This is a genomic window from Bacillus sp. A1, from assembly GCF_042296235.1.
Lineage (GTDB): Bacteria > Bacillota > Bacilli > Bacillales > Bacillaceae > Bacillus > Bacillus velezensis.
On record NZ_CP141181.1, the window covers coordinates 2919822 to 2935424 of the forward strand.

At 48.6% G+C, this 15603-nt stretch carries 16 protein-coding genes; 5 read left to right on the plus strand and 11 right to left on the minus strand.

What is annotated here, in order from left to right:
• Positions 1-325: 325 nt before the first annotated feature.
• Positions 326-1399, minus strand: coding sequence for a M42 family metallopeptidase (locus U2H13_RS14265; RefSeq protein ID WP_003152370.1), 1074 nt, complete (start codon positions 1397-1399; stop codon positions 326-328).
• Positions 1400-1557: 158 nt separating this feature from the next.
• Here U2H13_RS14265 and U2H13_RS14270 point away from each other — a divergent pair, with 158 nt between their 5' ends.
• Positions 1558-1875 (plus strand): PepSY domain-containing protein, encoded by a 318-nt coding sequence (locus tag U2H13_RS14270; protein WP_003152366.1) that lies wholly within the window; start codon positions 1558-1560, stop codon positions 1873-1875.
• A 55-nt stretch (positions 1876-1930) separates the two neighbouring features.
• On the opposite strand, the gene U2H13_RS14275 is transcribed toward U2H13_RS14270, so the two are convergent.
• The 3 genes from U2H13_RS14275 to trmB all read right to left on the minus strand — a co-directional run bounded on the left by U2H13_RS14275 (position 1931) and on the right by trmB (position 5264).
• Positions 1931-3628: an NAD-dependent malic enzyme gene (locus tag U2H13_RS14275; RefSeq protein ID WP_024085698.1), complete on the minus strand. Its 1698-nt coding sequence runs from the start codon at positions 3626-3628 to the stop codon at positions 1931-1933.
• A 78-nt stretch (positions 3629-3706) separates the two neighbouring features.
• Positions 3707-4552 carry an MBL fold metallo-hydrolase gene (locus U2H13_RS14280; protein WP_060562748.1) on the minus strand — a complete coding sequence of 282 codons (846 nt, stop codon included), beginning with the start codon at positions 4550-4552 and terminating at the stop codon, positions 3707-3709.
• A gap of 58 nt (positions 4553-4610) precedes the next feature.
• Positions 4611-5264 carry a tRNA (guanosine(46)-N7)-methyltransferase TrmB gene (gene trmB / locus U2H13_RS14285; RefSeq protein ID WP_003152359.1) on the minus strand — a complete coding sequence of 218 codons (654 nt, stop codon included), beginning with the start codon at positions 5262-5264 and terminating at the stop codon, positions 4611-4613.
• A 186-nt stretch (positions 5265-5450) separates the two neighbouring features.
• Between trmB and U2H13_RS14290 the strand changes: the two genes are divergently transcribed.
• The gene (locus U2H13_RS14290) at positions 5451-5729 is read left to right on the plus strand and encodes a YtzH-like family protein (RefSeq protein WP_003152357.1); all 279 of its coding nucleotides are present in this window, start codon (positions 5451-5453) and stop codon (positions 5727-5729) included.
• Here U2H13_RS14290 and U2H13_RS14295 read toward each other — a convergent pair whose 3' ends face one another.
• The 4 genes from U2H13_RS14295 to thpR form a co-directional block, all read right to left on the minus strand.
• A complete protein-coding gene (locus tag U2H13_RS14295) occupies positions 5730-6527 on the minus strand; it encodes a phosphotransferase family protein (RefSeq protein ID WP_060562763.1) in 798 nt (265 codons plus the stop codon).
• A gap of 270 nt (positions 6528-6797) precedes the next feature.
• Positions 6798-7727: a YegS/Rv2252/BmrU family lipid kinase gene (locus U2H13_RS14300; protein WP_138092787.1), complete on the minus strand. Its 930-nt coding sequence runs from the start codon at positions 7725-7727 to the stop codon at positions 6798-6800.
• A 52-nt stretch (positions 7728-7779) separates the two neighbouring features.
• Complete coding sequence (locus U2H13_RS14305) at positions 7780-8712, minus strand: hypothetical protein (protein WP_376700508.1); 933 nt, start codon at positions 8710-8712, stop codon at positions 7780-7782.
• Positions 8713-8738: 26 nt separating this feature from the next.
• Entirely contained in the window at positions 8739-9290 is a 552-nt protein-coding gene (gene thpR / locus U2H13_RS14310; protein ID WP_012118221.1) for an RNA 2',3'-cyclic phosphodiesterase, read from the minus strand.
• A gap of 89 nt (positions 9291-9379) precedes the next feature.
• On the opposite strand from thpR, the gene cysK reads away from it, so the two are divergent.
• The gene (cysK, locus tag U2H13_RS14315; RefSeq protein WP_020954278.1) at positions 9380-10351 is read left to right on the plus strand and encodes a cysteine synthase A; all 972 of its coding nucleotides are present in this window, start codon (positions 9380-9382) and stop codon (positions 10349-10351) included.
• A 37-nt stretch (positions 10352-10388) separates the two neighbouring features.
• Here cysK and pepV read toward each other — a convergent pair whose 3' ends face one another.
• Positions 10389-11780, minus strand: a complete 1392-nt coding sequence (pepV, locus tag U2H13_RS14320; RefSeq protein ID WP_156735666.1) for a dipeptidase PepV — start codon at positions 11778-11780, stop codon at positions 10389-10391.
• A 95-nt stretch (positions 11781-11875) separates the two neighbouring features.
• Between pepV and U2H13_RS14325 the strand changes: the two genes are divergently transcribed.
• Entirely contained in the window at positions 11876-13180 is a 1305-nt protein-coding gene (locus U2H13_RS14325; RefSeq protein WP_014418668.1) for an NCS2 family permease, read from the plus strand.
• Positions 13181-13213: 33 nt separating this feature from the next.
• On the opposite strand, the gene U2H13_RS14330 is transcribed toward U2H13_RS14325, so the two are convergent.
• Positions 13214-14374: an ABC transporter permease gene (locus tag U2H13_RS14330; protein ID WP_021494476.1), complete on the minus strand. Its 1161-nt coding sequence runs from the start codon at positions 14372-14374 to the stop codon at positions 13214-13216.
• Entirely contained in the window at positions 14371-15075 is a 705-nt protein-coding gene (locus tag U2H13_RS14335) for an ABC transporter ATP-binding protein (protein WP_100261958.1), read from the minus strand. The genes U2H13_RS14330 and U2H13_RS14335 overlap by 4 nt, the downstream gene beginning before the upstream one ends.
• 280 nt (positions 15076-15355) lie before the next feature.
• On the opposite strand from U2H13_RS14335, the gene U2H13_RS14340 reads away from it, so the two are divergent.
• The gene (locus U2H13_RS14340) at positions 15356-15577 is read left to right on the plus strand and encodes a DeoR family transcriptional regulator (protein WP_003152337.1); all 222 of its coding nucleotides are present in this window, start codon (positions 15356-15358) and stop codon (positions 15575-15577) included.
• The last annotated feature ends 26 nt before the right edge of the window (positions 15578-15603 follow it).

Below are 15603 nucleotides of genomic sequence, written 5' to 3' on the forward strand. Positions count from 1 at the left end.
AAATTTTATGTTTGTCTTTTTTGTCATAATCATACCTCCTTGCAGAACAAATAAAAAATGCAAATGACTCGACTTTTGTGAAATCGCTGCTCATCTCAATGCTTGCAGCATGTTTTTGATTTAAAAACGTTTATCATTGCAATAAAGATTCGTGGTTGTTTATTTGGATTGGAACCATTTTGATAATAATATTGAAAAATAATATGTGTTACCTAATTCTATTTTCAATACGCTTTAATGAACTGTCTCGATCATGCGGCTTAAAACAGAATGTAAAAACAGCAGTCAATAAGTATTCAAAGGGACTTATTGACTGCTTATTTTTTTATACATTTTCTCTGATCGTTTCGACCGTCTGTTTGTCACTCGCCATGACAAGCTTAATGAGCATTTCTTTCGCCGCTGCATAATCATCGACATGGATGATAGCGGCATTTGTATGAATGTATCTTGAACAAATGCCGATGACGGCAGACGGAACCCCGCTGTTTGATATGTGGACCCGTCCGGCATCCGTTCCTCCGCCTGAAGCGAAATATTGATAAGGGATATTGTGCGTTTCCGCCATATCAAGGACGAACTCTCTCATCCCGCGGTGCATGACCGTCGTTCTGTCGAGAATGCGGAGCAGCACCCCCTCGCCGAGACGGCCGAACAGCTCCTTATCGCCGCTCATATCATTTGCCGGGCTGGCATCAAGCGCGAAGAAGAGATCAGGCTGAATCATGTTGGCCGCTGTCTGCGCCCCTCTCAAGCCGACTTCCTCCTGAACGGTGGCCCCGGCGTACAGATTGTTCGGCAGGTCTTTTCCGTGCAGCTCTTTTAATAGTTCAATGCTTAACCCGCAGCCGTAGCGGTTATCCCACGCTTTGGACAATATTTTCTTCTCGTTGGCCATCGGGGTGAACGGGCAGACCGGCACGACCTGCTGTCCCGGTCTGATCCCCATTTTGACCGCGTCCTCTCTGTCATCGGCACCGATATCAATCATCATATTTTTGATCTCCATCGGCTTTGCGCGCTGGGCATCCGTTAAAATGTGGGGCGGGATGCTTGAGATGACGCCGATAATCGGTCCGTTATCCGTCTGCACCTCGACGCGCTGGGCAAGCAGCACCTGGCTCCACCAGCCGCCGAGCGTCTGAAATCTCAGCATGCCGTTATCCGTAATCTGTGTCACCATAAACCCGACTTCGTCCATATGCCCGGCTACCATAACGGTCGGCGCGTCTTCAGCGCCGCGCCTTACTCCGAAAACACTTCCGAGTCTGTCCTGCACGATGTCATCCGCATATTTCGCAAGCTCCCGTTTCATAAAGGAGCGGACCTGATGTTCATTCCCCGGTGCGCCGGGAAGCTGCGTCAGCGTCCGGAAAAGCGTTTTCGTTTCCTCATTCATATTTTCCCCTCATTTCTATGTAATGCTTTTATTTTATTAGAAAAACAACTGTTTTCCAAGCGCTCAGATTGAATGGGCTGTAAAACCGCCGCTTTACTTAACACCGTCTGGCATCTTCTGTATAATAAAAACTACGACATAATTGGAGGTGCTTCATATTGAAATTACGTCATTTTCTCTTAGGTGCAGGAGTCGGATTATGCGCTGCCATCGCAGTGAAAAAGTATGCGATGAAACCTTATATCTCTTCAGAAAAAGCGCTCCGTATCGTGAAAGCGGCTTTTAAACAGCGCGGGCCGATAGACGGATCATGGATTTACACAGAGCCCGAGCCCTACCAGGTAAACGGAGAAACCATCCAGGTATACAAAACCGGCGTGACACGTTCGGCATTCGGCGAACTGGAGCAATATGAAGTTATGGTCAATGCAAAAACAGGCCAGATTGTCGATGTCATTGATTCTGTCGCCTCATAATTCGGACAAGCAAAAAATAAAGCCCAAAACCATCAGCGTTTTGGGCTTTATTCGGTTACATCGGCCGAATTCGTTTATATACGGGGTTCCACATCGCGTCCTGCACCGCTTGGATCAGATCCTCGGGTTCCGTTTCCGCTACACCGTCCTGAATCGCAGCTTTAGCTACGGCTACCGCCACTGTTGCCGATACCGTCCTGAGATCCTCCACTTTCGGAAGCATCGGCGCTCCCGGCTTGCCGACGTCCACCATACCGGCGATGGCATTCGCGCAGGCAACGAACATATTGTCCGTAATGAGCCTTGCTTTTGTCACAATCGTGCCGAGCCCGAGTCCCGGGAATACGAGCGCGTTGTTCGCCTGTCCGATATGGTAGGTAACGCCGTTATACGCAACAGGCGGAAACGGACTTCCCGTTGTGACAAGCGCGCGGCCTTCCGTCCATTTAATTAAATCTTCAGGTTTTGCTTCTGATAATGTCGTCGGATTTGACATCGGCAAAATAGCCGGCCGTTTGACATGTGAGGCCATTTCTTTGACGATTTCTTCCGTAAATGCGCCTGAAACGGTGGATGTGCCGATCAGGATCGTCGGCTTGGCCTGTCGCACCGTCTCCGCCAGATCAATTGATCCGCCTTCACCGCTGCGGCCGTACTCTTTCACTTCATCAGCAGGGCGGGCGTACGGAACCTGAAAATCACGCAGGTCCTTCATATCATCCGTTAACAATCCGTTTCTGTCGATACACCAAAAGCGGCTGTATGATTCTTCTTCGCTTAATCCGTCATGCACCATAGCTTCGCGCAGCTGCTCAGCAATTCCGATACCGGCCGTTCCCGCGCCGAAGACGACGACTTTATGCTCTTTTAAAGGCACTTTTGACGCTTTCGCACACGCTAAAACAGCTGCAAGCGACACCGCGCCCGTTCCTTGAATGTCATCGTTAAACGTACAGACTTTATCTTTATACCGTTTTAATATGCCGCGGGCGTTAGCCGTACCGAAATCCTCCCAATGAAGCAGCGCATTCGGGAATGTTTCCCGGGCAAGCGAGACATACTCATCAATAAAGCGGTCATATTTCTCGCCGCGCACTCTTGAATGCTGGTTTCCGACGTACAGCGGGTCATTTAAGAGGCTTTCTTGATTTGTCCCGGCATCTAATACGACCGCAAGCACTCGTGACGGATCAATTCCGGCGGCCGCCGTATACACCGCGAGTTTTCCGACAGAAATGGCGATGCCGCCGACGCCCCAGTCACCGATTCCCAGAATACCCTCCGCATCTGTGGCAACGATTAAGTCAATGTTTTCATTTTTTCCGAACTGCTGAAATGCGGCGCGCATTCCTTCAGGGTCATCTATTGACAAATACAGACCGCGGGGTTTTCTGTACTCGTGGCTGTAACGCTGGATCGCGGTGCCGACGGTCGGCGTATATACGATCGGCAGCATTTCGCCTAAATGATCATTTAACAGCCTGTAAAATAACGTTTCATTCCGATCATGGAGAGCGGTCAAGTACACATTTTTGCTCAGCTCATCAGGCTGCGAACTGAATTGTTCGTAGGCCCGCCTCGCCTGCTCTTCGATTGTCAATACTTTCGGCGGCAGAAATCCCTCGAGCCCGAGTTCCTTTCTTTCCTCCTGTGTAAAGGCCACCCCTTTATTTAAAAAAGGCGTAGAAAGCACTTCTAATCCGCGCAGAGTTGTTTTGATTTCTCCATCTTTCGTCACTTGAAATTGATTCACCTGTCTCTTCCTTTCAAAGCAATTTGTCTTAGGTTTGCTTTTATTCCCGAAATTCATACAGGTAAATCATCGATCCGCCTATTTTTTCTCCCGTCTGACAGATGCAGCCACTTCGCCGTCTTCTCCCCATTTTACCGCTCTGTAAATCGCATCGTGATAGAAGATCAGCCAGGCGTCTTTTTCTGCCGCGAACGTCTGCCATTTCTGCTTTTGCGGAATGGAGGTCATCGGATAATCATCATATGCCAGCACCCATAGCGGATTTTTATGCGCATTCGTCGGCATCAGGTCGGCAAAATGCACAGCCGTCTCCCCGCCGTCTTCTAAGACGATGACGCTGTGGCCGTCGCTGTGGCCGCCGGTGTGGTGCATCGTAATGCCTTCTGTCAGCTGATACTCGTTCTCAAAGGTTTCGACCTGATCTTGTACCGCCTCCCAATTTTCTCTCCAATATGTATTTTTCGATCTGATATTAGGGTTTCTCATTTCGCGCCACTCTGTTGCAGAAGTGATAATGCGGGCATTCGGGAAAACAGAGACAAGCTCCTCTCCGCTGTATTCCGTCAAGCCGCATGCATGGTCAAAATGAAGATGGGTCATCGCCGCAATATGAATGTCCTCACAGGAAAGCCCGAGTTCACGAAGAGAGTGTTTTAAATTGGATTCCTGTGTTACGCCGTAATTCCTTTTTTGTTTATCAGAAAATTTCCCTCTGCCGATACCCGCGTCAACCAATAGATTCAGGCCGTTTGTTCTGATCAGAATCGGGTCTGTTCTTAATTCAATCTGGTTTTTGTCATTTACGGGGTATTTTCTCGACCATAAAGGCTTCGGGACAACGCCGAACATCGCTCCGCCGTCCATATGCGTTACACCGCCGTCCAGCCATGTTAATGAAATATTCCCAATATTCAATGTCTCCATCTTGATCCCTCCTGATGTAATGGTAGCAAATGGCGGCATAAAAAAACAGACTCCCGCATCAGAGTCTGTCTTTTGTTCTCCATTCAACTTCGGCCCGGTAAATCGGCTGGCCGAGCGCGGAGAATTTTTCTTCGTATTCTGTCATAATATTGCCCTTCGGATCGCTGTTGTGCAGATCAAGACTGACTTCCGTCAGAAGCAGGCCGTATTCGGAAAAGCTTTTCAGAGAGTATTCGAATAAACCGCGGTTATCGGTTTTAAAATGAATCTCACCTGTTTCGCCCATCACTTCTTCGTATTTTTTCAAGAACGTTTTAAATGTTAAACGGCGCTTTTCGTGACGGTTTTTCGGCCACGGGTCAGAAAAGTTTAAATATACGCGCTTGATTTCGCCCCGTTCAAATACGTCATTCAGTGTTTCCGCGTCTATATTTAACAAACGGACATTGTGAGCCCCGCTGTCCTTTACTTTTTGGACGGCAGTGACGATGACGCTTTTAAACAGCTCAATTCCGATATAGTTGATATCCGGATTCTGCTTGGCCATTCCAGAAATGAACTGCCCTTTTCCCGTACCGACTTCAATATGGATCGGGTTGTCATTGCCAAAGACCGTGTTCCACCGCCCTTTATACTGGGCCGGATCACTGATGGCGATGTCTGCGTTTTCTGCCAGAAAATCATTCGCCCAAGGTTTATGGCGCATTCTCATATGATTGACACCTCTATCTATAATTTCGAGTAACAACATACCATGAAACATAAAGAGCCGCAAGCGCCTTTTAAAGGCGCCGGCTGCATAAAAAAAGAGGCTCCCCCGGTCCGGAACACTCATGTGATGCATAAAACCGCACCGCTTTGCACAATGTATGACACAGAAAGGATGTGTATATGAATCATGGGCTTAACAAGCGAACATCAGGTCCGGTTATTAAAGGACATATTGGCCGACCATCAATTGGATTGCTGCGGCACGGTTGCCGAGTATGAACAGCTGGAGCGCGTCATCAAATCACTGATGGCCAACACCGGGCTTGATTCAAATATAAAAAACGTGCTCGAGGACGTCTACCGCTACAGCCAGTCCGGCATCACGGCCGATTCCATCGACACGCATATTCAGGAGCACCAAAACCATTTGTCCCAATGGGTGGAGCAGATGGATTCGTACTCCTGACTACTTGACAATCCGCTTCATCAGGGCATGAAGCTCTTCCATGGCATCATGATACGCTTTGTCGTTTCCTTTTGATTTGTGCCAGGCGATGAAGGTGATGGTCTCCGATAACATGTACCACGCCATCCGCAGCCGAAGCCCTTCCGTGAGCTTCATGCCGTACATCCCAAGCCAGCTGTCCCACGCTGGCTCTTCGACGTAATGATACAATAAAGGGCCGAGATCCATGGCCGGATCGGCTATCATAGCGCCGTCCCAATCTATTAAATACAGCTGGTTGTCTTCTGACAGAAGCCAGTTATTATGATTCACATCACAATGGCAAACGACTTTTTCACCGAATTGCACCTGATCCACATGAGCTTCCAAATAAGCAAGGCCTTCCTGAATAAGCGGCGAAAATTGCCGCACGGCAAAGACGGCCTGCTTCAGCTGCGTCAAAAGGGCGCCCGGATCAAGCGGTTCTTTTCCCAATCTTTTCAGCATGTCGAGCAAAGCTTTTGATGTGTGGATTTTGCGGAGCAGCTCAGCCACCGGGCGTCCGCTCATATCCTTTGCCTTCAGCTCCCTGCCCGCCATCCAATGCTGAGCCGTAATGACGTCTCCGTTTTCCATCCGTTTTGTCCAAACCAGCTTCGGAACAATGCCTTCGGCGGATAACACGGCTAAAAAGGGCGAGCTATTACGTTTTAAAAAAAGCTGTTGGCCGTTATGTTTCGCATAATATGCATCTCCTGTAGCTCCTCCGGCGGGGAAGATCTCCCAATCGCTACCTAGTAATTGTCCCAACCAGTTCATATCAATGTTCAACCCATCATTTCTTAAAATATTTTAGAATAGGCCTCCAGCCTTTCTCTATTGGCGGAGCGGCCTGTCATAAACAATTTCATGAGAATAAAAAAGACAGCTATTGAGAGTCTCATATGCTAATCAATAGCCGTCCTATAAATTTTAGCGCTACAGCACAAACTTCGTCAAGCAAAACTAGCAAGAACACCTGTGAATTCTGAAGATTTATGCCGCGAACCGCTCTTTGCCGTGAAACATTTGACGGGTTTCATTTGTTTATTATGTTTTTATTTTCAACGGCGCGCCGCCCGGCATAAGCCGAAACGGCGTCGTTCCGATCAGCTCGCCGTCAGCGTGAAACGGAATTTTCCCATCTGTTTCAAAAACGAATTCCTTCCCCTTTATCATCGTCACTCCGTCCATTTTGATATGCCGGCCGAAGCTCATCGCCCATAAAAAACGATACAGCGAGAAAAAGGACAGGTTTTCTGCAATGACAATATCAAAATGGTTTTGACGGGGATTTGCTGAAGGCGCCGCTTTCATGCCGCCTCCGTAATAAGGATGATTAGCCGCAATGACAAACCAGACATTGCGGAATTCACGCCTCTGGCCGTCTGCCGTGCAAACAAATCTGAACGGCTGAAACCCCGAGGCCGTATGTAAATGCGCGAGCGGGTAAATCACAAAACCGAGACGCAAAAACCGAAGAACGCGCGATAACGGAAAATTCGCGGCTGCCTTCAAAACTGAGGCATCGAAACCGACAGACAGGTGGTTAATAAAATAAAGTGATTGCGCTTTGTCATGAAAAAAGTTGATGTTTCCCGCAAAAAATTTCCGTGTGAGCGGGCGGTGCAGACTTTTGATTTCTTGGAGGAGCGCCGACTTCTTAATACCGAGCCCTTTGGAAAAGTCATTGTACGAACCGGCGGGCACAAAGGTCAGCTCAATCTGATCCGTTCCTTTCAGTCCGTTAATGACTTCATGCATCGTCCCGTCACCGCCGATGACGAACAGCCGCTTAAGCTTATGATCCTGCATCATTGAAATCTGTCTCGCCAGCACCTCCGCATGTCCGGGATGCCCGGTCAAAAAAGAGCGGTGGCTGACCCCGCGCCTGGTCAGCTCTTTTTGAACTGATTTCCAGACACGCCGTCCCCGCCCGCCTCCTGAGACCGGATTAATAATAAAAAACCATTGACTCATCGTTTGTTCTCACCTGCTTCATAGATGAAGAGACAGCCGGCAAACGACCGCTTTAATCAAGCCATTCCTGTCTCCGGCTTGAATCGCTCAACCCGTAAGACAAAAGAGCCTTCGCCGCCTTCAGCTGGTGGTGCTTGATCGGCGCCGTATTTTTCTGCTGCTTTTCCAGCCACCCTGCGGCAGTCCGTTTATCAGCTATTTCCAGCCCGTACGGCGGCTCCGGGTAATCAATATAAGACGTTCTGCTGAGCAAAAGCTTCCGCACGGGAATGTCGGCCTGCTTTTCTTTTATGATTTGCGAAACGACCGAGTCCGTCCGGTGCAGGCTGAGAGACGGATTCAATACTTGGCGCGTGCTGCCGGAGCCTCTTTCTTCCCAAAAACGGTGTTTTGATCCGATATATACGCTGTCCTCTTCTGCTTCCATAAAAGCGGCGCAGAAAATCTCCAGCGGCGAGATGATGATAATGCTCAGTTCGACGGACGCCTGCTGAATTTGCAGAACCGGATGATACATCACAAAATAGGAATCGGGCAGCTTTTGAGCCAGCATTTTTAACATCCTGTCCCTTTTGACCGCCTGCGGAAGCTCAGACTTTTGAGAAAGCGTGGAGCTCGCCCATTTTAATTGAAAGTCATACAGCTGATCTTTGAAAAAAGGCGCGAGCTCAGACTTTTGAGACGGAAGATTCCCGAACAGCGCCTCTTCTCCCTCCGGTTCATCAAACCATTGGTGCCTCTTTTCATTTATATCGGCCGTATTTTCTTCTTTTCTCTTTTTTAAGGAAAATTTTTTCCTGGCCGGCGCTTGATCGGTTTCCCCGACGGCAGCCGTTTCCGTTTCCCTTTCTTCCGTCATCCGGTCAAACGCTTCAAGAAGCGCCTCCCAGCGTTCTTTCTTCAGCCGGATAAACTGGTTCATATAATGGTATGGATCAAGTTCATATCTGGATATGCAGTCGTGAATTTTGATGATCTGTGCCATGTGATTTCTCCACTCCGAATATTTGTTTATGTCAATTGAAACTGTGCGATTTCTTCGTATTTAGGCGACCGGTCAAGATGGGTCTGAAACAGGGAAAACCGGCTGACGGCACTTTGCACCCTGCCGCTTTCAAACGGCACATCGTCAGGAAACGGCCGGTCTCCCGCCCACTTCCGCGCCATCGTCATATGAGGGTGATACGGCCGTTTTTCCACTTGAAAACCGGCTTTCAAAACAGCCTGTTTTGTTTTTTCCCGCAAATCAAAGAGCAGTTCATTCCGTTCGGGCTCAAGGTGAAGCACTCTCGGCTGTCTGCGGTCGCCGAAAATATCCAGATGCTGAAACTGTACGGTAAACGGCTGCGCTGCCGACGCAGCATCTGCGAGCAGAGACGATAATTTCGCAAGCCGTTCTTCATCCGCGGCTCCGAGAAAAATGAGCGTAATATGATAGTCATGCGGGTGCACCCATTTTTTGAATGATAACGCCGGCTCCTTTTTGGCTGCTTCCCAAATCGGTTCAGCAATGTCAGCCGGAATCGGAATGCCGATAAAATAATGCGGCAATGAAGCTTTCATACGAGGATCTCCCCCTCTTTGGTTATGGTGTTATTATAAAACGGATAAGCGGAGAGGAGAACCCTGTCCGCTCATTATGATAGGATATTATGTACCGAACGTTTTATACAGAAAGGAATGAGCCGGCCTTGAAAATCGTAAACAGCACGGCGGAGCTGATCGGCGGCACACCGATCGTAAAGCTCAATCGCCTTCAGCCAGAACATGCAGCACAGGTCTATTTAAAATTAGAATCGTTTAACCCGAGCGGCAGTGTCAAAGACAGAGCGGCTTACAATATGATCATTGAAGCGGAAAACAGCGGGCATTTAAAACCCGGCTCTGTCATCATCGAACCGACAAGCGGCAACACAGGCATCGGCCTGGCGATGAACGCGGCGGCGCGCGGCTACAAGGCAATCCTCGTCATGCCTGACACGATGACGAAAGAACGCATCAACCTCCTGAAAGCGTACGGCGCGGAGGTTGTGTTAACACCGGGGGCGGAAAGAATGCCCGGCAGCATCAAAAAAGCGAAAGAACTCGCCGAACAGATTCCGGGAAGTTTTATCCCGATGCAATTCGATAACGGCGCAAATCCAGATGCCCACCGAAAAACGACAGCCATTGAAATCTATCAGGCCGTTCAGCAGCTCAACAGACCGCTCGGTGCTTTTGTGGCAACGGCGGGAACGGGCGGAACCATTACCGGAACCGGAGAAACGCTGAAAGAGCTTTTCCCGGATATGATTGTTCATGTCGCCGAGCCTGCGGGATCTCCCGTCCTGTCTGGCGGAAAACCCGGCGCTCATAAGCTTGTCGGGACAAGCCCCGGATTTATTCCCGGCATACTGAATCAGGACGTTTACGATGAAATCATGAAAATATCTGATGAAGATGCGTATACGACAACACGGCGTCTGGCCCGGGAAGAAGGCATACTCGTCGGCCCGTCTTCAGGCGCCGCCTGCTTTGCCGCCATTGAAACCGCCAAACGCCTCCCTTCCGAACAGATCGTCATCTGTATGACGGCCGATACGGGAGAACGTTATTTATCAACGGATTTATGGTCATTTGAATGATAAAAAGGGATGCCGCTTTCGGCGTCCCTTTTTATTATCACTTGGCAAGCTCATAAATGGCTTCGGCATATAAAGCCGTTGACCTGAGAAGGTCATCGATTTCAATGTACTCATCCTTTTGATGCGCGCTGTCAGGCCGGCCGGGGAACAGCGGCCCGAACGCGACGCCCGCCGAAAGGGATCTCGCATACGTTCCTCCGCCGATTGAAATCAGATCCGCTTTCTTTCCCGTTTGTCCTTCGTAAACCTTTTGAAGCGTCTTTACGAGCGGATGATCAGCAGAAACGTGGTGCGGTTTGCTGTCTTTAAATTCTTCAAGCCGGAATTCTTCAGCAGACGTAAAAGCATCACGGATGACTTTGCTGTCTGAAGTGACGGGATAACGGATGTTGATGCCGAGTTCTCCTTCCTCACCCTTTCTGTATGTAAAGGTGCCGACATTCAATGTCAGCTCTCCGCTGATGTCATCCCTGCAATCAATTTTCAGCTTTTTGCCTCGTGTATCATTTGAAAAATAGTCACTGATGGTTTTGACAAAGTGCTTTCCGGCTCCATCCAGCTCTGTTCCGTTAAGGCATTCAGCAAGCTTTAAGCCGGCATTGACACCATTATCCGGTTCCATCGCGTGGCATGATTTTCCGTACACCCGAAGCGTCAGTTTTCCATTTTCCGAAACTGCTTCACCTTGTGTTTTTGACTGCTCAAGCCATTTGCTGAAATACGCGTGCACGGCATCAAGACCGTTCCCTTCAATAACCGCTTCAGCCGCATCCGGCACCATGTTCAAACGCAGTCCTGAACGGAATGACAGAAGCACGTTTTTTGCGTCTTTGTCAGAAGCGCTTTTTACAATGCGCAGTGACGCATCTATAATTCCTTTTTCCGCGTTAATGATCGGAAAATCTGCGTCAGGAGCAAAGCCGATGTCAGGCATTTTTTCGTGTTTGAAGTAGTGATCCACGCATCTCCAATCACTTTCTTCATCCGTTCCGATGATGATTCTCACGCGTTTGGATAAAGGGAGCTGCATGTCTTTGACGATTTTCAGCGCATAAAACGCCGCCATTGTCGGCCCTTTATCATCAATGGCGCCTCTGGCATATATCCGGCCATCCCTGATATCGGCTGAAAACGGATCGCTCGTCCAGCCGTCTCCGGGCGGAACGACATCGACGTGGCACAAAACGCCGACGATTTCGTCACCCGTTCCCCATTCAATATGGCCCGCATAGCCGTCAAGATTCTTTACGGTGAAGCCTTCTTTTTTACCGAATTCCAGCAGTGACGTCAGGCTGGCATTGACGCCTTCTCCAAACGGCCGGCCGGGACCGGCTGTTGATTCGTCCATTACGCTGTTGATCTGCAAAAACTTCTGCGTGTCACGGATCAGATCTTCTTTGTTTCTGATGACTTCAACTTCCCAGTTCATCACAAATCCCCTTTCTTGATAAAGACTTGCAAAATGTCGATAAAACGAATAATATAGATGATGTTTTGAAAAAATGTTCGTCATTGGAGGTACTTATGTTTCATCTCGACAAGCATCAAACGACAATAAAAAGAGAAATTACCGCGGGATTGACCACCTTTTTCACAATGGTGTATATCATTGTCGTCAATCCGGTGATCCTTTCCAATGCGGGGATTCCGTTTGACCAGGTATTCACCGCGACGATTATCGCTTCCATTGTCGGAACTTTATGGATGGCTCTCGCTGCGAATTTTCCGATCGCCATTGCCCCCGGCATGGGCTTAAACGCGTATCTCGCCTTTCACGTTGTCGGCACAGGCAGCGGCATTACGTATCAGACGGCTTTCAGCGCCGTTTTTATCGCGGGAGTCATCTTTATTATTTTATCGTTAACGCCTTTAAGAAAACAACTTATAGAAGCGATTCCGGACAATTTAAAATACGGAATTACGACCGGCATCGGCTTATTTATCGCTTTTATCGGCTTACGCCAATCCGGAATCATCACGGCTGATAAATCCAATCTGGTCGCACTCGGCGATCTTCATTCGCCCGCCGTCATTTTAACGCTTATCGGACTTATCATCAGTATTGTACTGATGGTGCTGAATGTAAACGGGGCTCTGTTCATCGGAATGGCGCTGACCGCTATCATTGCCTTTTTGACCGGACAGATCCATTTCGCGAAAGGATTCATGTCCTTCCCGCACCTGCCGGAGGGGCTTTTGATCACAAATCCGTTCGGTGCCCTCGGGGATGTCGTGCATCACGGTCTGTACGCCGTTGTGTTTTCTTTTCTTCTCGTTACGATTTTTGACACGACCGGCACCATGATCGGTGTCGCCGAACAAGCGGGATTGATCAAAAACAATCAGCTTCCGAATGCCAGAAGAGCGCTTTTGGCTGATTCGACCGCTACGACGGTGGGAAGCATCTTCGGCACCAGCCCGACGACCGCGTTCGTTGAATCTTCAGCAGGTGTGGCGGCCGGCGGAAGAACGGGTCTGACGGCGCTGACGATAGCCGTTATGTTTGCCGTTTCCATGTTTTTCAGCCCGCTTGTCAGCGTCTTATCGGAAGTGTCCGCGATTACGTCACCGGCTCTGATTATTGTCGGCAGCCTGATGATGGGCGCAGTCTCAAATATCCGCTGGAATGAGCTTGATGAAGCGTTCCCGGCCTTTCTCGTCATTTTGGCGATGCCTTTAACGTCCAGTATTTCAACCGGAATCGCACTCGGCTTCATTTCATATCCGCTTGTTAAAGCAGCTAAGAAAAAATGGCGCGAAATCCATCCTCTAGTCATCATCTTCGCCGTGCTGTTTTTTATTCAGCTTTTTATTTTGAACGGACATTAAGAAAAATCCCTTTCCTTTTTCGGAAAGGGATTTTCACATATAAAGAACGGAAAGAATCGCGGCAATGAGACACCAGGCGGAACAGATGATTTGAATGACGGTTAATGCGCTGTTTCGCGCCCTGAAATAGTCATCACTGTCTCTCTTGATACCGCTTAAAACCGGTTTATCCGTGATCCGGTCAAATAAAAGCGACGCGGCATAGCGGCTGACGATCGCAAATAAAATAAGGACTGCCGGCTTCACTAAGAGCGGAAGAACGAGAATAAGAGCCGTAAAAGCCGCGGTTAAAAGGTAAAGCTGCCGGAGATACCCGCCGTTTCGGATCAGCACTTTAAAGAACAATTCTTTCCACGCCGTATACGCCGACCGTTTTGTAAAGATGTGCTTTGAGCCGGGATATAAAAACGGCTTGCTCCGCCCTTTATTTTTACCATTCGGGAGCTGCACATCATGGCTGAGCATCAAAACAGAGGCCGCGAATGAAAGCTTGCGCCTGTTCTCTTCAAGCACTTCTTCCTCAAAGGCTGATAATGTCTCCGTCCCTTTCCAAGTCAAAAGAGCGGAACAGATGAACAATATACAGCCCGCCGGCCAAAGCCAATACCATTCGGCGGCAAAGACGATCATAAAAAACGCCCCCGCCATCAGAACCATCACTTTCAGCCAGCCCGCCGCCTGATTCCCGAATGTCCGCCTGCTGTTTTTTCTGTGCCGGTGCACCGCTAATATTGCAGTATGGAAGCCGAACAGACAGCAAAACATACCTGAATATGCCGGTAAGGTACAGTCACCGTATTGGCGCCATAAGGGAAATAACAATACGGCAAGCGCACCCCATTTGATAAGGGAAAGGAACATCGAATACAAAAGCGCATACCGTTTCAGCTTTTGCATCAGATGTTTTACATGCACCAAAAATACGTGATCCGCTTCCAGCAAAAAGGTATGAATAAAACCCGTGCACAACAGCAGGGCACTGAATACATACAGCCAGCCCCACCCTAATACTCCTGCCGCTCCATTAAGAAGCCCCCTGCCGTTCAGCCAATCAGCATATTGATAAACGGCAAATGCGGCAGCGGGAAGAACGATATACAGCGCGACCGTCCAATCAATGACCGTCTGGAACACCTTCCATTGATACCGCCAATAATGAAACAGCCTTTGAAAAAACAAAGCCCGCCCGGTCATCGCTGACTGCTCCGAACCGCTGAATAAAAGCAATCCAGCAGTGAACGGCTCCCCGTTTTTTCCTGAAGCTCCTCTAACGTGCCTTGAAGAAGCAGAGCGCCCTGATCCAGCAAATAAAACCGGTCGCAGATTTTTTCCGCCGTATCCAGAACATGAGTGCACATCAAAATCCCCGCGCCCCTTTCTTTCTCAACAATCAGCATGTCGGTAAACAGCTTCGTTGAGATCGGATCAAGTCCGATAAAAGGCTCATCAATGATGTAAATATCCGGCTTCGCCAAAAATGCCTGTATGAGCATCAATTTTTGCTGCATCCCTTTTGAAAAGCCGGAAGGCAAATCATGTTTTACAGACGTCAGCGAAAACTCTTCAAGCAGCCGCCCTGCCCGCTCACGGCATTCTTCCCCTTCTATACCCCGCAATGACCCGGTCAGCTCGAGGTGCTCCCAAAGCGTCAGTTCATCGTAAAAACTCGGACGCTCCGGTATGTAAGCATAAGATGAATCATTCCACTCAATATCGCCTTCTATATCCCGGGACAGCCCGAGAACCGCCTTTATCACTGTACTTTTCCCCGCGCCGTTCGCTCCGATTAAACCGGCAATTTCACCAGCGTTGACTGACAGAGATACATCAGAAATCACCTTCGGCCTGTCAGCATAACCGGCGCAGACAATGTTTGCATTCAATAATTCTCCCAAATGTCTCACTCCCCGGTTTTCATACGGACATGTTTAAAAAAAGTTTCAGTTTCCATAATAATAAAAGCGGACCGGGCATAGTAATGCACCAAGGCGGCACCCAATTGGAAAAAATTATCTGCGCTTATTCCTAGATTCATGTTGTCCATATCGTGTATAATGGAGGCAGTTAAAAGAGAAAAAACAGAATGTCATCCTTTGTTGCTTATTCGTACGAAGTTTTAGAGTCGAAAGTTGTGGTATATCAAGTCCATCCGATCTTATGATAGGGAGTGGTTTTTTGAAACCTTCAACAAATCGTATGCTGACTCGGATTAAATCAGTTTACATGTTCATCCAGGAAAAAGGCCTTGTGACAACACAGGAACTGGTTGATGAATTCGGCATTACACCTAGAACCATTCAGCGAGACTTAAATGTGTTAGCATACAATGATCTTGTTCATAGTCCTAGCCGAGGCAAGTGGGAGACAACACGAAAAAAAGTGAAAATTACATCTTAAGCGAACAATTACATAAGGCCCTTTTC